Genomic DNA, 21,757 nt, shown 5'->3' on the forward strand with positions numbered 1-21,757 from the left:
ATAACAGAACGACTATCAACCGAAATAATGATCCGGTGCTCTAACAACCGAACCAATCACTAATCACTAATCACTAATCACTAATCACCATCATCAATATCACCGATATAGCGTCTGCGCCCACCTCGCTAACCCGGCGGTAACTGAGCCAAAATCATTACCACCCACTAATGGGATCCCCGGTAACTGCTGCTGCAAGGCCGCGCGTAGTAACGGTGAACGCGCGCTGCCGCCGGTCAGGTAAATCACATCTGGCGTGATATGGCTGGTCGAAAGCGCCAGACTGACTTGCTCTTGGATGCGTTGCAGTGGTTGAGTGATAGCCTCTGCCAGTTGCTGTTGGCTGATGGTCTGGCCCAATTCTGGTTCAACAAAGCCCAGTGCTGCCGCCACTTGTGCCTGTTCGGACAGAACAATTTTGCTTTCTTCCGCCGCCCGAACTAAACGATAACTCAAACGCTGCTGATAGACTTTCAACAGGCGTTCAACTTGTTGTGGATTGGCCGCATCACGAATCAAATCGCGCAGGAAGCGGCCATTGACGCTGCTATAGAAATCGCTCTGAGCCGGAACATCGTTGGTGGCAACCGCATTCCAGTATGGCAGCGATGGCATCGCAATGCCTTTTTCAGTCTCGCTCCCCATGCCGAATAGCGGCATCAGTTGCTTAAACGCCAGCATGATATCCAGATCATTCCCACCGACGCGACAACCACTGTGGCCCAATAAACTTTGCTGGCGATCAGCCAAACCCTGCCATTTTGGCCCCATCAGTAGCACTGAACAGTCAGTGGTTCCACCGCCGATATCCACCACTAGCACAGTTTTTTCTTCTGTTAGTGTGGCTTCAAAATCCAGCCCGGCAGCTACTGGCTCAAACTGAAAGGCGATATCGCGAAAACCCGCGCGTTGGGCGGCGCGCAGTAAGATCCCTTCCGCCTGACGGTTGGCGTCTTCACCGCCAGAACCCTGGAAGTTCACCGGGCGGCCAATCACCGTCTGGCTGATGTCGGCGGCCAGCACCGATTCTGCCTGACGTTTGATATGGAACATCATGGCGCAGACCAAATCTTCAAACAACGCCAGTTGCTGTGGTTTTAGGCCATTGGCACCCAAGAAGGATTTGGGCGATTTTACAAAGTAAACGTCTTCGGGATCTTCGATATAGTGGGCGAGGGCTGACAGGCCGAATGTCAGGCTGTCGGCAGCCACAGGAATGTCTTCTTCACGATTGAATGCAATGGCCCGGCGTAATAATTGCTGGTTTTCGTCACTGCCGGTCGGCACCTGCCAGTGGCGGTGCAGGCACTCACTCACCGCTTCCCGTGTTGGCGCGCACAGCATGGAGGGCAAGTAGACGTCGTTATTTTCCAGCGTTAGCAATTCGGGAGCATCATCCCGCATCACGGCAACCGAGCAGTTGGCTGTGCCGTAGTCAAATCCAATGAACATAATTGCTCCCCAGGCCAAATAAAGGGGTGCGACTTTACCCGAGAGTGAGCAGCGGGGCAATGTTCATGTCAATGATTTTTTAATGGGGGCGGCGAGGGTAACATTATGAGCGGGTTATTTGACGGCAAAATAGCCGCTGTTGAGTAAGTCACGCAGGGGGATTGCGGGGCCAATGGTTTCACCATCTGCCAGTGCTACATCGAGACTGATCAATTTAGTGAGCGTCAGCGGTAAGTCTGCCGGGCCTGCAATCGTGCCGATACTGGCGCGTTGAGCGGTGCCATTGATAATTGAAATCAATACTTCATCCATTTGATTAGTATGAATATTAGTAATTAACTCGCTGTTAAATTTTAAATAATCAATGGTATGAGCGGTCAGTAGGTCAAAATCATTCAGGTTATGGCCGAACTCTTTAATAATTAACTTACAACCCAGTTGTTGTAGCTTGGCGAGGAAATTACCCACCACCAGCGGGTATTGCAGCAGTGTTGATTCATCAACTATCCAGTACAGACTTTGCGGCGTTAACTGCGTTTGTTGTACCCGTGTCAGCAATGATTGGCGGAATTCCTCTTTGAGCAGCGCCACTTCAGACAACGGGATAGCCAGTGCTAACCCTTTGCGATTAATGGCTTTGGCCTGCGTCAGCAGCAACTGTTCACAAACCCAGCTATCTACCCGCGGTAATAAACCGTACAGCAGCGCCGCCTCTTCAAAGGCGGCCTGGCTAATGAACATATCATCTGAGCGCGTAACTTCGACACTGACCTGATAGAAGCAGACTGACAGCGGGGTTTTAGGCGGCGCAGTGGGTGCCATCAGCAGTGACAGTTGGTTATTATTGATAATGCTTTCTATTTTTTCGAGGCCAGGTAATTGGTGCTGGCGTGCCAGTAACTGTTTTTGCTGTGGCTGATACAAATAAACCTGGCCACGACCACTGCGTTTGGCGGTATAACAGGCGATATCTGCCTGAGCCATAATTTCACTGCGCTGATTATTACTGCTGCTGATTTGCGTCACACCCGCGCTGGCACCAATGCGGTACAGCTTATCTTCCCAATAAAAATGATAGCCATTGATTATGGAAACCAGGCTTTGGGTAATGGCTTTAGCATGGGGCAGGGTGCAATTAAGCATCAGCAGACCGAACTCATCCCCCCCTAAGCGTGCCACACAATCACTGCTACGTAAGTGCTGTCGCATCAACTGACTCAGCTCTTTCAGTAAGGCATCTCCGGCGGGGTGGCCGGCGGTGTCGTTAATGGTTTTAAAATGGTCGAGATCGAGGAATGCCAATGCATGTTGCTGATCGAGGTCGGAAGCTTTCTGAATAGCTGCTTTGAGTCTGATCTCAAAATCAGCGCGATTAGGCAGGCCGGTCAGGTTGTCATGCAATGCGCTGTGACTGAGTTTACGCATCATGGCGCGTGACTCGCCGACATCCTGGAACACCAAAACAGCACCAACAATATGCCCTTCCAGCGTTTTTAGCGGTGCGACCGACTCTTGAATATCATAATACTGCCCGTCGCGGTGATGTAATACCATCGATGCATTCAGTGAGGAGAATGGGCGGTTAGTCAGACAATGTTCAATGGGATTGCTAATTTCTGGCCCGTCGACCCCGTTGGTCAATTTGACAATTTCACTGATGGGCTGGCCCAGCGCGATAGTATTCGCCCAACCGGTCATTTTCTCCGCCACCGGGTTCATAAAGGTGATGTTCATATCCTGATCAGTACAAACTACGGCTTCACCGATAGAATCCAGCGTGATGTGCAACCGCTCTTTTTCTTCGTGCAGCTCTTCGGTCAGATTGCGCAGCTCAGTCATATCCAGCGTGGTACCAATTAAACGCAGGATATTGCCATTTTTATCGCAAATCATATTGGCCTGGTTGCGCAGGTGGAGGATCTCACCGTTAGGTAATAACAGACGAAACTCAAGGCGGTAAGGTTTACGTTGATTGAGAGCGGCACTGTATTCACGGTTCACCCGATTGAGATCTTCCGGATGAATGTGTCGACGCCAGACATTGTCATCAACCGGGGTATTGAGCGGGATATGATAAAGTTCATACATCCGCTTATCCCAACTGATAGTCTGCTTTTTGACATCTAATTCCCAGATACCAATACCGCCAGCTTCATTAGCTAGCGTGATGCGTTCCATCAGGCGGCGGTTAATGATTTCCGTTCTTTTCAAATCATTAATGTCTTCCACCTGCGCGATGTAATAGAGCGGCTGTTGTTCATGGTCACGCACCACACTGACCACCAATAAAGCCCACACCACGTCGCCATCACTGCGAATATAGCGCTTTTCCATCGAATAACTGGGAATAACGCCATGATACAAATCATCCAATAATTTCAGATCAGCGCAGAGATCATCCGGGTGGGTGATTTGCTGAAAATTCAGAGTAAGTAAGGTTTCCTGGTTGTAGCCCAGCAGCTTACATAAGGCCTTATTGACCTGCATCCATTGGCCTTCTGGTGAAACCAGCGCCATACCAATAGCCGAATATTCCATCGCATTACGAAAACGGTTTTCGCTTTCGATGATATGCTCTTTTTCCATACGAAAAGAGTGCATGACCATCGCCATCGCGTGTGGTGGTATCAGTACCATCAATAATGGAATAAAGGAAAATGCCTGTACCGAGAGCTTAGTATCGCCAGGTAGAACGAACAGATTGAAATTGATCATCATTGCAATCATTAATGTGGCGAAAAAACAGATGGTAAATGTTTCAAAACGCGGCAAGCGTATTGCGACCCAAATCTGCGCCATAATGATAAATGTGAAAGGGAAAGGCAGATAAACCAGCCCGATATAACAGGCGGCCAGTGACACTATCAACATCAAAATCATGTTGAACAGGGCCTTGGACTTGGTAGCAACATTGAAGTAGCCACGGCGATAAAGCAACCCTACCGGCCCCAGTGCCAGCATACCTATGGCTTCGGACATAAACCATACAGTAAACACCTGGATAAACTCGCCACTTTGCGGTGCCAGATACCAGGCTGCTGCCAACCCACTGAGCAGCGGAACAATAATAACGGTACAAACCGAGAATTTGAGCCAACTGAACAAATTGTTGAGAGGGTCTTTAGGGTGCAGCAGCTTGCGCAGGAGCCAGGCTCCTACGGTAGATTCGGCAAGATTGATCAGCGTAAGTGGAACCGGGAACCCACTGACGCCGTATAAGATAAAATTGGCCGCGATGATACATAACCCCGCCATCAAGAGTTGTAGCGGCCAATAGCGCGAGGGATGATGGAATAATGCCACCATCAGGATCGCGGTTGGGAACCACAGGGGGGCCAGATTTTCAGATTGCTCAGAAAGGCGGATACAAAAGAGTGCCAGCAAAAACACCACTATGCTGATGATAGTGATGTGTAAAATGGTTCTATTGTCAGGTGCCGATTTTTCGGATGCGCTAAGATCCATATTACGCCTTCTTTTTGCCCGCCAACCACTCAGTTTCCGCTGAAGAAACCTACCACGTTAAAAATCATACAATACTCAAAAAACGCCCGTATTCAAAAGTTTAGTATAGAAAAACGAGGTTGATAACTATTCATTTATTATCATAATCACGGCACTAAGAATAGGGTGGCCAGCCCCAGGAAGATGAAGAACCCACCGGTATCTGTGATAGCGGTGATCATCACACTGGAACCTATTGCCGGATCACGGCCTAAACGGGCCATTGTCATCGGGATGATAACCCCCATCAGCGCCGCCATTAATAGGTTAAGCATCATCGCCAGTGTCATGACGCCACCCATTGCCGGATCGCCATATAACAGATAAGTGACCACCCCCATAATGCCGCCCCAGACCAGGCCATTAATCAGCGCAACACCTAACTCTCTTAGCATTAGGAAGGTGATATTACCCTGCTGAATGTGGTGTAACGCCAGCGCGCGCACAATCATGGTAATGGTCTGATTGCCGGTATTACCGCCGATTCCAGCGACAATGGGCATCAATGCGGCCAGTGCGACTAGCTGCGAGATGGTGTCTTCAAATAAGCCGATAACCCGTGATGCGACAAACGCGGTACAAAGGTTGATTGCCAGCCACGACCAGCGGGTACGCACCGCACGGCCTACCGGGGAGAACACATCCTCTTCCGGGCTTAACCCCCCCATCCGGCGCAGGGTGGTATCGCTCTCTTCATTGACCACGTCAACTATCTCTTCGATGGTCAGACGGCCCATCAGTTTACCTTTGGCATCAATCACCGCCGCACTGATTAAGTCATAACGTTCAAAGGCACCGGCGGCATCTTCCGCTTTTTGTTCTGGCTGGAAAGTGGTTGGGTTGCTCTCCATCACGTCAAACACCATCGCATTTGGTGAATTCAGTAGGATCGCGGTCAGTGGCAGTTCGCCAAGTAAGGTGTTCTTCTCGTCGATAACAAATATTTTATCGGTGGCATCAGGAATGTTTTTCCGATAACGCAAATAGCGTTGCACCGTGGCGAGAGTGACATCTGCCCGCACCGTGACCAGCTCGAAATCCATCATCTGGCCAACCGTGTCACGGCCATATTGGATAACTTCACGAACTCTGGCCCGTTGGTCTGGGTCCAATGAGGTGAGCAAGCGGCCCATCAGGTTACGTGGCAGATATTCAGCCAGATAAGCCTGCTCATCTACATGCAAGGTGCGCATGGCTTTTAACAGGTCTTTATCACTCATCTCTTTGATAAGCGAATCCCACACGGTTTCAGAGACTTCAACCAGGGTTTGACCACGTTTCTCGTTTTTGACTAACCGCCACAGTGCCAGCCGTTCGTCATGGGGCAAGGCTTCCAGTAAGTCTGCGAGGTCGGCTGCGTGCAGGTCATCAAGCAGATGTTTGATTTCAGAGGTTTGCGCTAACAACTGCTCATCACTGAGCTTTTCTCGTTCGGCCTGACGACCAAGAATACAGTCAACCAACTCTTTATTATTCAGTAATAAGGAAAGTATCCGGTTGCGTGTTTCGGCCAGTTTTTTAGCATTGTTTTTGGCGGTTTTTTTAACCGCGGCAGAAAGTGACACCGGAATTATAGGCACTGGCATAGTGTGTCCTTGTATACCCTTTGTTCTTGAAGTTGCAGCCGTGTTAGCTACGTTCATTCACCCGAATCATTGACTTTAGTAAGCCACCGGGATTCATTCACTTGCTGCACCGTCAACGACTTTGAGTATATAGAGTAAGTATGGGCGAGTTTAGACAAAGTCTAGGGACTGAAATCAGTCTCATGCGGACCAGGAAGTTCACCGTCAACCGAAAGCTCTACCCGTTGCGACTCCTGACGTTCCTGATGATGAGAGATAGAGGCAATCGCCGCGTACAGCAAGCGGCCAAACAGAATGAGAAAACTCACCAATAAGATGATTTTTGTGAGTTGTGTGGATGGTCGTTTTCTCATCATTTACCTTTACCCTGCGTCCTTGGCGTTGCAGCGGTGTTAGCTGCTCTCACTTACCCGAATCACTTACTTGAGTAAGCTCATCGGGGTTCATTCGCTTGCTGCCTTGCTGCACCACCAATGACTTTGGGTAAACCCTGTATTAATGGCGTTGCAGCGGTGTTAGCTGCTCTCACTTACCCGAATCACTTACTTGAGTAAGCTCATCGGGGTTGATTCGCTTGCTGCCTTGCTGCACCACCAATGACTTTGGGTAAACCCTGTGTTAATGGCGTTACAGCGGTGTTAGCTGCTCTCACTTACCCGAATCACTTACTTGAGTAAGCTCATCGGGGTTCATTCGCTTGCTGCCTTGCTGTACCACCAATGACTTTGGGTAAACCCTGTGTTAATGGCGTTGCCAGAGGGTTTATCTCAAATTAATGTTAGCTGTGCTGATTACTCTTTGGCTACAGTATCATCGGCCTGTTCTGGTGCTTCTTCAATAAGAAGCTTCCAGCCAACCACATCATCCCAATAAGCCTGTTCGCGTTCAAAATCCAGCTGAACCAGACTATTTTGCGCCAGATAACCGGCTGGGAAGCGTAATGTCCAGTGGCCGTCGTCGGTTATCAGACGCAAGCTTTCTGGTGTGGTGGTCGATTGGCGCTGATTATTCAGCAATGTGCTCAGACGTAATAACTGAATTAGCGGCAAATAGTATTTTTTCTTGAATAAGTTCAGACGCGGTAATTCGTCTAACTTGATCCCCTTACGGTGCATTCGCACCAGAGTTGCCAGCAGTAACTGCTGCTCCTGATTGAAGCCCGGTAAGTTGGTATTTTGCAGAATATAAGCGGAATGGCGGTGCATCCCGCTGTGATTAATGCTCAAACCCACTTCATGCAGCATTGCCGCCCATCGGAGTAAAGCTTCAAGTTGTGGTTGTACCAACTTGGTATTCTGCGCCAGCCACTGGGTATAGAGCTGCTCCGTGGTTTCCAGCACCCGGCGAGCTTGTTCTCGGTCAATATTGTAGTGTTCAGCCAGACTTTTGGCAGTACGTTGGCGGATATCCTGATGGCGGAAACGGCCTTCCATTTCATATAGTACGCCTTCACGCAGGGCACCGTCAGATAAGCGTAACTCTTTGACCGCTAGCGCATCGAACACGCCGCACAAGATAGCCAAACCCGGTACAAATACCGATTGGCGATCCTCAGATAACCCCGGCAGGCTAAGGGCTGAGAAGTGTTTGAATTGCAGCACTTGTTCGACCAGCATTTCCAAGCGTTCCGGTGTGATCAGGCCGTCTTTCTCTCCCATCGCTATCAATACTTCGTAGGCCGCCTTAATAGTGCCGGATGCACCTAGGGCATACTGCCAGCCCTGAATCCGATATTGCCACGCCAGATTTTCCAGTTTTTGCGCGGCGGCGAGACGGGCGCGTTTGAAATTATTCTTACTGATTTCACCGAGCGGGAAGAATTGCTGGGCAAAACTGACACACCCCATGCGGCGGCTTTCAACCAACAGAGGCTCAAAGTCTTCACCGATTACCAGTTCAGTTGAGCCACCACCAATATCAATCACCAACTTGCGGCCTTTCTCCGGCTGGGTGTGTTCTACACCCATAAAGATCAGTCGAGCCTCTTCCTGACCGGAAATGATCTCGATTGGATAGGGGATAACCTCGGCGGCGCGCTTAAGGAAGACTTCAGCGTTGGCGGCTTGTCGCAAGGAGTGAGTGCCGACAATACACACGTTATCTGGCGAGAAGCCTTGCAAGCGTTCGGCAAACAGCGCCAGACAAGCCAGCCCCCGCTCAATGGCTTCCTCACTGAGCATATTATTGCTGTCTAAACCATCCGCCAGATGGACGCGTTGCTTTAGGCGGCCTAAAACCTGCAACGCACCGTTGACGACGCGGGCAATAACCATATGGAAACTGTTAGATCCCAGGTCGATGGCCGCAATTTCCTGCGGTTTGGCGGTAGTCGAACTATTAGTCGTTAGCGGCATAGTTTTTTCTCAACGGCATGGCTTTTTATCAAAGGCATCGATGTAGCCTTACTGCTCTGGTTGTTCCAGCGCTTTTAAGTAATCATAGATGGCAGTCTGTGCACGTACTTTGCGCCTATTACCACGCGGTACATAACGATTACTCAGTTCTTTATCAATATAACGGGCTTTTACGGTATCGTTGAACAACAGCTCTAAAATATCCAACACTCGCTGTTTCAATTTTGGGTCCAGCAGCGAAACTGCCACTTCTATGCGGTAATCAATATTACGGGTCATCCAGTCTGCGGATGAGAGGTAAACCAGTTTATCGCCTTTATTCTCAAACACATATACCCGATCATGCTCAAGAAAACGGTCAACGATACTGGTCACCTGGATGTTATCGCTAATTCCTGGCATATTCGGAATAAGTGAACACATGCCACGAACCAGCAAGCGGATTCTTACCCCCGCGCTGGAGGCGCTATATAACCTATCTACCAGACCTTTATCCACTAAATTATTTATTTTCAGGGTAATTCCGGCGCTTTCACCGGCCTGAGCATGAATAATCTCTTGATCAATCAACTGATACAGCATTAAACGCGAGTTCTGCGGTGACACCATCAAGTTATCAAATTTGACCGGGCGATAAGGATTTTCAATAAAGTTAAATACCCGCCGCACTTCATTGGTGATACGGGCATCTGCCGTTAATAATGAATAGTCGGTATAGGTTCGGGCTGTTTTTTCGTTAAAGTTACCGGTACCGATATGGGCATAACGCACGATTTCCTCGCCTTCAAGACGAGATATTAGGAATAGTTTGGCATGAATTTTCAGGCCCGGTGCGGAGAAAATAACGTGAACACCGGCGGCGGTCAGGCTTTTTGCCCAATGGATATTGGCCTCTTCATCGAAACGTGCCTGTAATTCCACCACCACGGTCACTTTTTTGCCGTTATGGGCGGCATGAATCATCGATTCGATAATGCGTGAATCTTTGGCGACGCGGTAAATATTGATTTTAATCGCCAGCACGCAGGGATCGAACGATGCCTGACGCAGTAATTCCAGTACGTGTTCAAAGGTGTGATACGGGTAATAAAGCAGCACATCTTGTTCACGAATAGCATCAAAACCGTTGCGGAATTTATCAAACCAGACATGACGTAAGCGCGGCATTGGTCGATTGACCAGATTGCTTTTGCCAACATTGGGGAAGTTGATAAAGTCTTTGAAATTATGGTAGCGGCCACCGGCGATAACTGAGTCATCGTTAGAAATACCCAATTTATTACGCAGCAACTCTACCATTTCATCCGGCATATCGCGCTGATAAACAAAAGCGCACCGGTTCTGCTGTCAGGCGCTGTTTCAGGCTCGATGACATCAATTCCAGCAAGCTGGATTCCATCTCGGTAACCAAATCATATTCGGCATCACGGGTCATTTTCATTGAATACGCATTCAGCGCATCGTAGTCAAAGAAACCTTTGAATATCTCATGAAGGCAATAGCGCAATATATTATCTAATAATATCATTGGCTTGCGGCGGCGTGGGGCTTCTGGCGGTAAATTGACAAAACGTGGTACTTTATCTGATGGAATTTCCAGCAGGGCATAGGCGATTTCCTGACCGCGAATGATTTCCACCGCCAGATAGGTGTAATCGTCTTTTAGGAATTGCACCAGATTGGTGTCATGGTTAATCAGAATAGGCGTAATGTGCTGACGCAGATGCTGCTTAAAATATTGCTTTAACCAGATTTGCTGATTCTCGGAAATTTGCCGCTCATTAATCAGGAAAATCTGATTACGCGCCATCTCCAGTAACAGGTCATTATAAAGCCCGTCGAATTCTTGATCTGCTTTCACCACTTTGCTTTGGATTTTTTTCAGCAAATGGCGAGAGGTCAAGGCAGAGCCTTGCTCTTCGCTAATAAGAATGCGCCGCTTCAGGTCGGCGAAACGGACTTTGTAAAACTCATCCAGATTATTGGAGTAAATGCCAAGAAATCGCATCCGCTCAATCAGCGGGTTGCTCTTATCCGCCGCTTCCTGCAATACCCGTTCATTAAAAGATAACCAACTGAGTTCTTTTTCGGTGTAGAGCTTTTCCTGACCCATTGCCACTCCATTCAGATTATTGTGGGAGTATTTAGTGTCCATAATCATTATTGCGAAAGATTGACAAGAAAGTCCAACAGATATCATTAGTTAACTTTCAGCGACATTGTCATGCAAACGCCACAAAACTGACATAAAATGCTCGGTCATCTGGCCATACATTGATTAGATGTGACGACAACAACAGATGAATGGCATGGGGTAACAGAAAGTTATGCAGCAAGCAGGCGTTGTAACACAATCAGGGAGAGATAAGCGCCGGGCTGTCATTGAACGTTTGGTGCGCATGATGGTAACCGGCAGCGGTGTGTTAGTTTTGCTGACGCTGATGCTGATTTTCGTCTATCTATTGTATGCCGTATTGCCGTTGTTCAAACCTGTCACTATCAGTCTACATAATCAGTTTGCGGTTAATCGTAGTACATCCACGCTTGCCTTGGGTTTGGATTCTCAAGGAGATGTAGCTTATCGCATTGATACGCAAGGGAAAGGCTATTTTATCCGCCTCAACGCTCAAGGCGATGAACCCGCAGGCAGCCTAATAAGCGAACAGGTCTTGTCGCTGACGCCTGCCTCCATTAGTCGCGCAGCAGGTGAGCAATCTTTGTACGGCCTTGGTTTGAGTCATGGCCGCTTGGTGCTGCTGCAACCTGATTTTTCGTCGTCGCTACCACGCTGGCAGTTCCCGTTGGGTACCCAACCGCGCCTTTTCGATGCCAAAGGCCAGAATTTGCAGCATCTGGTGCTGGCGGAACCTCAATCTCAGCACTTTATTGTGGCAGCCGTCGCTGACGATAACCGCTTGTTAGTTGGGAAATTTACGGCCCAGGGCCAGCAGGTGACAGAACTAGCTGATGTGCCAAAAACGGTTGACCAACTGGCACTGTCGCCGGATGGCCGTTTGCTTTATCTATTATCCGGCCAGCAACTTTATATCTATCAATATCGTATTGATCAATCAAATGCTGACCAATCCGCCCCGGAGCTGAAGCTGCGTGAAGTCGTGGCGCTGGTGGAAGATAAACATGCATCTGATGGGCCACTGAGCATCGCATTATTGGCGGGTGGGAAATCGTTATTGGTGCAATCCGCTAATGGGGGATTAACCCAGTGGTTCGATGTGCGCAAGCCTGACGATGGGCCGTTTCATCTTACGCGTATTCGTAGCTTTAACCCCGCCGAGAAGGGCTTACTCACCACCGAAAATGCCCGGCGGGTATTTTCCTCTTTGTCGCCACAAGGTGAAATGTCACTCTTCTCCAGCACTCAGTCAGCGCCGTTGCTGCAACATAAACTGCCCGAGGGTATTCGTCAGGCGGCATTTTCGCCGTGGGGTGATAAGTTGCTGGTAGAGAATGCGGCGGGGTGGTCTGCTTATCAGTTAGATAACCGCTATCCGGACATCAGTTGGCGTAGTTTGTGGCAACGAGTGTGGTATGAGAACTATCCAGAGCCGGATTATGTCTGGCAATCTAGCTCGGCACAAGATAGCTATCAGGCCAAACTCAGCCTGGTGCCCATCATCTTCGGCACTTTAAAAGCGGCGATTTATGCCATGTTGTTTGCCGTTCCGCTGGCACTGGCTGGGGCGGTTTATACCGCTTACTTTATGTCCGCCGGGTTGCGCCGTGTGGTCAAACCGACCATAGAGATGATGGGGGCATTCCCCACCGTGGTTATCGGTTTGATTGCCGGCATTTGGCTGGCTCCAGTGATTGAGCGCTATTTGGCGGGTATTTTGCTGTTACCGCCGTTGTTGGCCGCCGCGATTTTGTTGTGCGGTTGGGGCAGCACCCGTTTGTCAGATATCGCCCAGTGGCGGCTATCTGCGGGCTGGAATGTGATTGTGCTATTACCGGTTATCGTATTGACCGGCTGGCTGGCCTTGTGGCTGGGGCCGCATCTGGCCGGGTGGACGCTGGGCTTACCGTTACATGAATGGTTGGGCGATAATTATGGTCAGCGCAATGCTTTGGTGGTGGGCGTTGCGATGGGCTTTGCGCTAATCCCAATCATTTTCTCACTGGCAGAAGACGCGCTGTTTAGCGTACCACCCTCATTGAGTCAGGGTTCACTGGCGCTGGGAGCCACTCCGTGGCAGACCTTGACGCGGGTGGTTTTGCCTTCGGCCTATGCCGGTATTTTCTCTGCGTTGATGATAGGTTTTGGTCGTGCAGTAGGGGAAACCATGATTGTGTTGATGGCGACCGGCAATACGCCAATTATCGATGGCAGTATTTTTCAAGGGCTGCGGGCAATGGCGGCTAATATTGCCATTGAAATGCCGGAAGCGGTGGTTGGCAGCGGGCATTATCGGGTGCTATTTCTGACCGCATTGGTGTTGTTCTGTTTCACCTTCCTGGTAAATACGCTCGCTGAAGCTATTCGTTTGCGACTGCGTGAGCGTTATCAGATGGAGCGGTCAGCGTGATGAACACAGATTCAATGAGAAGTCCTTTATTGATAAGTAAGTGGTTTAAATCCGGTTCGCCGTGGATCTGGCTAACGGCGGCATCTGTCAGTATTAGCCTGCTGGCGTTGCTGGGCGTGGTGTTGTTATTGGCGGGGCAGGGAATGCGTTATTTCTGGCCCGGCCCGGTGTATCAGTTTGAACTCAAGCAAGCCGCAGCAGGGCCGGTTAGGGTGATTGGTGAAATTTACCAGCAACACTCTTTGCCACGTCAGCAACTGGAGCAAGCTGGCGTGACGTTACCGCCAGACGCGGGTGACACCGTGACGCGCTATCTGATTAAGACCGGTAATCGCGAGATTCAGGGGCAAGATTTTCGCACCTTGCTGGACCGTGATATTCAACAACGTTCACGACCTAAAGACCTGTTGGTGCTGGACCGACAGACCAATGGCACGGCATACGGTTTTCTCGCCGGGATGCTGGATAATGGCCAGCCGCTGGTCGGTGATGATTTGGTACAAGAGTTACAAAAACGTATTCCTATCGTGCAAGGGTTGGTAAATCAGGCCAATGACATTCAGTTTCGCCAGATGAATAGGCTCAATCAGCAGTTTGAAGCGTTGCGATTACAAGAAAAACGACTGCAAATGAGCGGTGAGCTGGACAGCAAAGTGCAGGATCGTATTGCCGCAGAGCGGGGGGAGTTGCAGCGGCGTCATCAGGTTCTGACGGAAAATTTACGCAGCTTACAAACCGATCAAAGCCGCTATACCGTGCTATTGCGGGATATGAATGGGCAAATTCATCCCTTACCGCTAAGCCAGATTAGCCGTGTCTGGTATCCCAATGACATGAGCCTGGGGCAGAAAACGCGTCATTGGGCGGCACAAATCCATAAGTTTCTGACGGACAACCCGCGCAATGCCAATACCGAAGGTGGCGTTTTCCCGGCGATTTTTGGCACTGTGCTGATGGTTATTCTGATGTCGATTGTGGTTATGCCGTTGGGGGTGATCGCAGCGGTCTATTTACATGAATATGCAGGAAAAAATTGGCTGACCCGCATGATCCGCATCTCTGTGGTTAATCTGGCCGGCGTTCCCTCCATCGTTTATGGCGTGTTTGGCCTTGGTTTTTTTGTCTATTTGATTGGCGGTTCGCTGGATAAACTATTTTATGCACAAGCTCTGCCTAACCCTACTTTTGGTACTCCGGGAGTGCTGTGGGCCGCGTTAACTCTGGCTTTGCTGACGCTGCCGGTGGTGATAGTTGCCACCGAAGAAGGGCTGTCGCGCATTCCTGCCAACTTGCGCCAAGGCTCGCTAGCGCTGGGGGCGACTAAAGCTGAAACGCTGTGGCACATTGTGTTGCCGATGGCGGCACCGGCGATGATTACCGGGTTGATACTTGCTGTGGCGCGCGCCGCTGGAGAAACCGCCCCTCTGATGTTGGTCGGGGTAGTGAAATCGGTACCGGTTTTACCCGTAGACGGTATTTTCCCGTTTCTGCATTTAGAACGTAAATTTATGCACCTGAGCTTCCAAATATACGATATGGCATTTCAAAGCCCTAACGTAGAAGCCGCTCGCCCGCTGGTATTTGCTACGGCGTTGCTGCTGGTGGTGATTGTGGTGGGGCTTAATTTAGCGGCTATTGGTATTCGCCATCATTTGCGCGAAAAATACCGTGGTTTAATGTTGTGATTGGACTTTCTAACTCGCAGGACAAAATATGGGACTTTTGACGCCGGATTCGCTGCCACAGCTTGATGTGCAGCAATTGACTCACGAGCAAACGGCACTGGTAGTCGATAAGCTCAGTTTATTTTATGGCGATAAACAGGTGCTACACGACATTTCGCTTAATATCCCCAAACATCGGGTTACTGCACTAATTGGGCCGTCCGGTTGTGGGAAGTCCACGTTACTGCGTTGTTTTAACCGAATGAATGATTTACTGGATAATTGCCGTATTGAGGGGGATATCCGCTTGGGTGATGTCACTATCACCGACAAGGCCACCGATGTTGCTGCATTACGCCGCCGAATAGGTATGGTGTTTCAGCGGCCGAATCCATTTCCGAAATCTATTTATGAGAATGTTGTCTACGGCCTGCGCTTGCAAGGCATTGGTGATAGGCGAGTACTTGATGATGCCGTTGAGCGCTCACTGCGCGCAGCCGCGTTATGGCATGAAGTGAAAGACCGGTTGCGGGAGAATGCATTTCGTCTTTCCAGCGGGCAGCAGCAGCGTTTAGTGATAGCCAGAGCCATTGCCATCGAGCCGGAAGTATTACTGCTTGATGAACCAACCTCGGCGTTGGACCCTATTTCTACCCTAACGATTGAAGAGCTGATAACCACTTTAAAGCAGCAATACACCGTGGTGCTGGTCACCCATAATATGCAGCAGGCGGCACGGGTTTCGGATTATACCGCCTTTATTCATCAAGGGAGTTTGGTGGAATACAACCATACTGACGCGCTGTTCACATCACCACATCAGCGCCGCACGGAAGATTATATTACCGGGCGTTATGGTTGATGGCTGAACTGGGGCCGGATAGCCCCAGCAGATTAAGCTTTCTTTATCGATGGCGTTTTATATTTAGCCAAATATTGTGGCTGGAAAATGCACATACGGATCACCGTACGGTATTCACCATTGATAAAGAACTCTTGCTTCAATTCACCTTCAATCTCAAAACCTAACTTTGTATAAATATGAATGGCTTTTTCATTCTCTTTATCCACAATCAAATAGAGTTTGTACAAATTCAGAACAGAAAAACCGTATTCCATCGCCAGTCTTGCAGCCGCACCTGCATGGCCTTTACCTTGATGCGCCGGATCGATAATAATCTGAAACTCAGCACGGCGGTGAATGTGGTTAATTTCAACTAACTCAACCAGACCGACTTTTGTCCCTTGGCTTTCAATAATAAAGCGACGCTCACTCTGATCATGGATATGTTTATCATACAAATCAGATAGTTCGACAAAGGCCTCGTAAGGCTCTTCAAACCAATAGCGCATCACGCTGGCATTGTTATCTAACTGGTGAACAAACGGCAGGTCATCTCGTTCTAGTGGACGTAACCTGACGCTGTTAGTGGTAGACATGCTTATTCCTCTTGTGGCGACAGCGGCTGCTGCCATGAAAATTATACTATCAGCATAAGGTGTAAGCACGGGGGAATTAAAAAAGGCGCAGACCTTAAACAGGCAGCACCTTTAATATTAACTAAATAATGTTTTTACTCGGCCGCATAACCTTGTGCAGGTAAGCGCTTGCCATCAAGCCAGGCTGCGTTGTCACGCATAGACAGACGACCATCAGTAAACCAACTCACCACCAGCGGATAAATGCTGTGTTCCTGGGTTTGCACCCGTTCCACCACCTCTGCCTCAGTGTCATCACTGAAAATGGGCACGTTGGCTTGCAGAATAACCGGGCCACCATCAAGCTCTTCAGTCACAAAATGCACCGAGGTGCCGTGTTCCTGATCGCCGTTTTCCAGAGCCTGACGATGGGTATGCAGGCCAGGATATTTCGGCAGTAGCGAGGGGTGGATATTCAACATCCGGCCAGCATAATGCTGAACAAATTCTGGGCTGAGAATCCGCATATAACCGGCCAGCACCAATAAATCAGGTTGATACCGATCAATGGCTTGTGCCAATGCTAAATCAAAACTGGCGCGATCAGCATAAAGCCTGGTATCCAGAGCATGGTGCGCAATACCGGCCAGTTCAGCACGTTCCAGCCCATAAGCATCAGGATTATTACTGAAAACAGCGCTAATCTCGCCTGAAATACGCCCTTGTTGCTGGGCGTCTATCAGTGCCTGCAAGTTGCTGCCTTGGCCTGACACCAATACCACTATCTTTTTCATAATACCCTTCGTACTTGAAGTTGCAGGGGTGTTGGCAGCATTCACTTACCCGAATCATTTACTGATGTAAACTCATCGGGTTCATTCATTTGCCGCCTGCCTGCAACACCAATTACTTTGGGTAAAACTCTTCGTACTTGAAGTTGCAGGGGTGTTGGCAGCATTCACTTACCCGAATCATTTACTGATGTAAACTCATCGGGTTCATTCATTTGCCGCCTACCTGCAACACCAATTACTTTGGGTAAAACTCTTCGTACTTGAAGTTGCAGGATGAATCATCAATATTACGGATTGATAATGACTTGCTCTGCACCATCAATTGCCGCAGCGATAACGCCGATTTTCCAGGCTTTTTCACCAGATGCGGTCAGCAGTTCAACCGCTTTATCTGCCAGTTCCGCAGGCAGGACAACAACCATGCCAACGCCACAGTTAAAGGTACGATACATTTCGTGACGCTCAACATTCCCGGCTTGCTGCAACCAGCTAAATATCGCCGGCCATTGCCAGCTAGCTTCATCGATAACCGCCTGAGTCCCTTGTGGCAACACGCGCGGAATATTCTCCCAGAAGCCACCACCGGTCAGGTGAGCAATGGCATGAATATCATCAAGTTTTTCAATCAGGCTAAGAATGGATTTTACGTAGATTTTGGTCGGTTCCAGTAAATGGTCGGCCAGAGATTTACCTTCCAACTGAGTCTGTTCTGGATCGGTTTGACTGACTTCCAGAATTTTGCGCACCAAAGAGTAGCCGTTAGAGTGCGGGCCACTGGCACCTAAGGCAACCAGCACATCACCCGGTGTCACTTTGCTGCCATCGATAATTTCAGATTTTTCGACCACGCCGACACAGAAACCGGCAACGTCATAATCTTCGCCGTGGTACATCCCCGGCATTTCGGCGGTTTCGCCGCCAACCAGCGCACAGCCTGATTGTTTGCACCCTTCGGCAATCCCGGTAATCACGCTGGCGGCAGTGTCCACGTCCAGTTTACCGGTGGCAAAGTAGTCAAGGAAGAACAGGGGTTCTGCACCCTGAACCACCAGATCGTTGACGCACATGGCGACTAAATCGATACCAATCGTATCGTGACGTTTCAGGTCCATCGCCAGACGTAGCTTGGTGCCAACGCCATCGGTGCCTGAAACCAGAATAGGCTCACGGTATTTTTGTGGCAAAGCGCACAGGGCACCGAACCCGCCCAATCCTCCCATCACTTCTGGGCGGCGAGTCTGCTTAACCACACCTTTTATGCGATCAACAAGGTTATTGCCGGCATCAATATCTACACCTGCGTCTTTATAGCTGAGAGAGGTTTTGTTGGTCACTGCGAGGTCCCCACGGCGGTTGGCGGTTTAAAGAAAACGCAACAATTCTAACAGCGCAGGCAAACGTTTGCGAGCAGCTTGTGATATCACCCTGATTTTTTACTTTCTTGACTTAAGATTGATTTTCTATTGATCTGAATCAGGCTATTCAATGTGGCGTTCAAAAAGAAAAGCGGTATAATCTCGCGATTTTTTTGGCCGTCAACCGCCTAACCAGGAGAAAAATAATGAAGATCGTTGAGGTGAAACACCCGCTAGTAAAACATAAACTTGGTTTGATGCGTGAGAATGAAATCAGCACGAAGCGTTTTCGCGAGTTGGCCTCTGAAGTGGGAAGTTTGCTGACTTACGTGGCAACCGCCGATCTGGAAACTGAAAAAGTCACCATCGAAGGTTGGAACGGGCCGGTTGAGATTGAACAGATTAAGGGTAAGAAAATTACTGTTGTGCCAATTCTGCGTGCAGGCTTAGGTATGATGGAAGGGGTATTGGAGAATATCCCCAGTGCCCGCATTAGTGTGGTGGGCGTCTACCGTGATGAAGAGACTCTAAAACCGGTACCGTATTTCCAGAAGCTGGTTGCTGATATTAACGAACGCATGGCGTTAGTGGTTGATCCGATGCTGGCAACCGGTGGTTCGATGATTGCCACCATCGATCTGTTAAAAAAAGCAGGCTGCCAAAGTATCAAAGTGCTGGTCTTGGTGGCGGCCCCTGAAGGGATTAAAGCGCTGGAAGAAGCGCATCCAGATGTAGAGCTATATACTGCCTCAATCGATCAGTGCTTGAACGAACACGGCTATATCATCCCTGGGTTGGGTGATGCTGGTGATAAGATTTTCGGAACAAAGTAACTTTTAGATAGCCGACTTGATAGTCGGCTTTTTTTTGAATAATTTTTAGCATAAACCACACCATTGAGAGGATAGAGAAAATGAGCCGTCGCACCATTGGCGTCAGCGAGCGCCCACCGCTGCTCCAGACGATCCCCCTGAGTTTCCAACATCTGTTTGCGATGTTTGGTGCCACAGTTTTAGTCCCTATTCTGTTTAAAATTAACCCGGCGACGGTGCTGTTGTTTAACGGCATCGGCACCTTGCTTTACTTATTTATTTGTAAGGGAAAAATCCCAGCTTATCTGGGTTCCAGTTTCGCCTTTATCTCACCGGTATTGCTATTACTGCCATTGGGATACGAAGTCGCACTGGGTGGTTTTATCATGTGTGGCGTCTTGTTTTGCCTGGTGGCGCTGATTGTAAAAAAAGCCGGTACCGGTTGGCTGAATGTACTCTTTCCGCCGGCGGCGATGGGGGCGATTGTTGCGGTCATCGGTCTTGAATTAGCCGGTGTAGCTGCGGGGATGGCTGGGTTGCTGCCTGCCGAAGGGGTCACGGCCGATTCCACCACTATCATTATTTCAATGGTGACCTTAGGGGTGACCATTCTGGGTTCGGTGCTGTTCCGTGGCTTTTTTGCCATTATCCCGATCCTGATTGGTGTGCTGGTTGGTTATGCCCTGTCATTTATCATGGGTGTGGTTGATTTAACCCCGATTCGTGAAGCGCACTGGTTCGCCTTGCCGACGTTCTATACTCCGCGTTTTGAGTGGTTTGCCATTCTGACCATTCTGCCCGCCGCGCTGGTGGTGATTGCTGAGCATATCGGGCACTTGGTGGTCACCGCAAATATTGTGAAAAAGGATTTGATCCGTGATCCGGGCTTGCACCGTTCGATGTTCGCCAATGGTATTTCGACAGTGATTTCTGGTTTCTTTGGCTCCACACCGAACACCACTTATGGCGAAAATATTGGTGTTATGGCGATCACGCGTGTTTACAGTACTTGGGTGATTGGTGGGGCGGCGATCCTCGCTATTATGCTCTCTTGCATTGGCAAGTTGGCTGCGGCGATTCAGGCGGTACCAGTGCCGGTGATGGGCGGTGTTTCACTGCTGCTGTACGGTGTTATTGCCGCGTCAGGTATCCGCGTATTGATCGAGTCAAAAGTTGACTACAACAAAGCACAAAACCTGATTTTAACCTCGGTTATCCTGATCATCGGGGTGAGTGGCGCAAAAGTGAACATTGGTGCCACTGAACTGAAAGGTATGGCACTGGCAACCGTCGTGGGGATCGGTCTGAGCCTGCTGTTTAAAGTGATCAGTTTGATCCGCACAGAAGAAGAGATTATTGAGGCAACGGAAGACGAACCGGCGCTTAAATAAAAGTGATATCTGGTCGAATCGCGCTTGTCGGTTCGGCCAGTTTTTCTACTCAGATCAGGTTTTTATGCTGTTGTTGGTTTTTGTGGTAAGCTTGCCCTGATTTCCCGCCCGTTTTGTTGGTTGAGGTGCTTCTGAATACGCCGGCACAGCTTTCACTGCCACTTTATCTTCCCGATGATGAAACTTTTGCCAGTTTCTATCCGGGGGAGAACCCATCCCTGTTAGCGGCGATCCAGTCTGCTGTTCACCAGTCTCACGGCAGTTATATCTATTTCTGGTCGCGCGAAGGTGGGGGCCGCAGTCATTTGCTGCACGCCGCTTGTGCTGAGTTATCGCAACAAGGCGAGGCGGTAGGTTATGTCCCGCTGGATAAACGCGCGTACTTCGTGCCGGAAGTGCTTGATGGCATGGAGCAACTCGCATTGGTGTGCATTGATAATATTGAATGTATTGCTGGTGATGAGATGTGGGAAATGGCGATGTTTAACCTCTACAACCGCATCGTCGAAACCGGCCGTACCCGTTTGTTGATAACCGGTGATCGCCCGCCACGCCAGTTGAACCTGGGGTTACCTGATTTGGCTTCCCGTCTGGATTGGGGGCAAATTTATAAATTGCAGCCCTTGTCAGATGATGAGAAATTGCAGGCTTTACAGCTGCGTGCCAAATTGCGTGGTTTTGAATTACCGGAAGATGTGGGGCGTTTTCTGCTAAAACGCCTCGATCGGGAAATGCGCACACTGTTTATGACCCTGGATCAACTGGATCGGGCATCAATTACCGCGCAACGTAAGCTGACGATTCCGTTTGTGAAAGAGATTTTAGGTCTTTGAAATTGAAATAATAAACGATAAATACATTTATTCTTTCAATCTTTTGTAG

Annotated in this window: 14 protein-coding genes and 1 pseudogene; 6 read left to right on the forward strand and 9 right to left on the reverse strand. The window is 49.3% G+C overall.

Going from position 1 to position 21,757, the window contains the following annotated elements; genetic code table 11:
- Positions 1 to 99 precede the first annotated feature (99 nt).
- The 6 genes and pseudogenes from yegD to ppk1 form a co-directional block, all read right to left on the reverse strand.
- A complete protein-coding gene (gene yegD, locus YALDO0001_RS17640; RefSeq protein ID WP_004705150.1) occupies positions 100 to 1,452 on the reverse strand; it encodes a molecular chaperone in 1,353 nt (450 codons plus the stop codon).
- A gap of 114 nt (positions 1,453 to 1,566) precedes the next feature.
- Positions 1,567 to 4,917, reverse strand: coding sequence for a diguanylate cyclase (locus tag YALDO0001_RS17645; protein ID WP_004705151.1), 3,351 nt, complete (start codon positions 4,915 to 4,917; stop codon positions 1,567 to 1,569).
- 146 nt (positions 4,918 to 5,063) lie between these two features.
- On the reverse strand, positions 5,064 to 6,542 hold the full coding sequence (mgtE, locus tag YALDO0001_RS17650; RefSeq protein WP_049595960.1) for a magnesium transporter: 1,479 nt from the start codon (positions 6,540 to 6,542) through the stop codon (positions 5,064 to 5,066).
- A 161-nt stretch (positions 6,543 to 6,703) separates the two neighbouring features.
- Positions 6,704 to 6,895 carry a YfgG family protein gene (locus YALDO0001_RS17655; RefSeq protein WP_042840459.1) on the reverse strand — a complete coding sequence of 64 codons (192 nt, stop codon included), beginning with the start codon at positions 6,893 to 6,895 and terminating at the stop codon, positions 6,704 to 6,706.
- A 438-nt stretch (positions 6,896 to 7,333) separates the two neighbouring features.
- Positions 7,334 to 8,896 carry an exopolyphosphatase gene (ppx, locus tag YALDO0001_RS17660; RefSeq protein WP_004705156.1) on the reverse strand — a complete coding sequence of 521 codons (1,563 nt, stop codon included), beginning with the start codon at positions 8,894 to 8,896 and terminating at the stop codon, positions 7,334 to 7,336.
- A gap of 48 nt (positions 8,897 to 8,944) precedes the next feature.
- A pseudogene (gene ppk1, locus YALDO0001_RS17665) lies at positions 8,945 to 11,009 on the reverse strand (polyphosphate kinase 1).
- A 214-nt stretch (positions 11,010 to 11,223) separates the two neighbouring features.
- Between ppk1 and YALDO0001_RS17670 the strand changes: the two are divergent.
- The 3 genes from YALDO0001_RS17670 to pstB are packed head-to-tail and all read left to right on the forward strand — an operon-like array spanning position 11,224 to position 15,966.
- Positions 11,224 to 13,440 (forward strand): ABC transporter permease subunit, encoded by a 2,217-nt coding sequence (locus YALDO0001_RS17670; RefSeq protein ID WP_004705161.1) that lies wholly within the window; start codon positions 11,224 to 11,226, stop codon positions 13,438 to 13,440.
- On the forward strand, positions 13,440 to 15,125 hold the full coding sequence (gene pstA / locus YALDO0001_RS17675; RefSeq protein WP_049595962.1) for a phosphate ABC transporter permease PstA: 1,686 nt from the start codon (positions 13,440 to 13,442) through the stop codon (positions 15,123 to 15,125). Before YALDO0001_RS17670 ends, pstA begins: the two co-directional genes overlap by 1 nt.
- A gap of 28 nt (positions 15,126 to 15,153) precedes the next feature.
- The gene (gene pstB, locus YALDO0001_RS17680) at positions 15,154 to 15,966 is read left to right on the forward strand and encodes a phosphate ABC transporter ATP-binding protein PstB (protein WP_042840454.1); all 813 of its coding nucleotides are present in this window, start codon (positions 15,154 to 15,156) and stop codon (positions 15,964 to 15,966) included.
- A 32-nt stretch (positions 15,967 to 15,998) separates the two neighbouring features.
- On the opposite strand, the gene speG is transcribed toward pstB, so the two are convergent.
- From speG to purM, 3 genes are all read right to left on the reverse strand, one after another.
- Positions 15,999 to 16,544: a spermidine N1-acetyltransferase gene (gene speG, locus YALDO0001_RS17685; protein ID WP_042548085.1), complete on the reverse strand. Its 546-nt coding sequence runs from the start codon at positions 16,542 to 16,544 to the stop codon at positions 15,999 to 16,001.
- Between the two features lie 134 nt (positions 16,545 to 16,678).
- Complete coding sequence (gene purN / locus YALDO0001_RS17690; protein ID WP_004705169.1) at positions 16,679 to 17,317, reverse strand: phosphoribosylglycinamide formyltransferase; 639 nt, start codon at positions 17,315 to 17,317, stop codon at positions 16,679 to 16,681.
- 287 nt (positions 17,318 to 17,604) lie between these two features.
- Positions 17,605 to 18,651, reverse strand: a complete 1,047-nt coding sequence (gene purM, locus YALDO0001_RS17695) for a phosphoribosylformylglycinamidine cyclo-ligase (RefSeq protein WP_004705172.1) — start codon at positions 18,649 to 18,651, stop codon at positions 17,605 to 17,607.
- Between the two features lie 227 nt (positions 18,652 to 18,878).
- Here purM and upp point away from each other — a divergent pair, with 227 nt between their 5' ends.
- The 3 genes from upp (at position 18,879) to hda (ending at position 21,708) form a co-directional block, all read left to right on the forward strand.
- Positions 18,879 to 19,505 (forward strand): uracil phosphoribosyltransferase, encoded by a 627-nt coding sequence (gene upp / locus YALDO0001_RS17700; protein ID WP_004705173.1) that lies wholly within the window; start codon positions 18,879 to 18,881, stop codon positions 19,503 to 19,505.
- 80 nt (positions 19,506 to 19,585) lie between these two features.
- The gene (gene uraA, locus YALDO0001_RS17705; RefSeq protein WP_004705176.1) at positions 19,586 to 20,875 is read left to right on the forward strand and encodes a uracil permease; all 1,290 of its coding nucleotides are present in this window, start codon (positions 19,586 to 19,588) and stop codon (positions 20,873 to 20,875) included.
- Positions 20,876 to 21,000: 125 nt separating this feature from the next.
- Positions 21,001 to 21,708 carry a DnaA inactivator Hda gene (gene hda, locus YALDO0001_RS17710; RefSeq protein WP_042548700.1) on the forward strand — a complete coding sequence of 236 codons (708 nt, stop codon included), beginning with the start codon at positions 21,001 to 21,003 and terminating at the stop codon, positions 21,706 to 21,708.
- The last annotated feature ends 49 nt before the right edge of the window (positions 21,709 to 21,757 follow it).

It is taken from the genome of Yersinia aldovae ATCC 35236 (genome assembly GCF_000173735.1).
GTDB lineage: Bacteria > Pseudomonadota > Gammaproteobacteria > Enterobacterales > Enterobacteriaceae > Yersinia > Yersinia aldovae.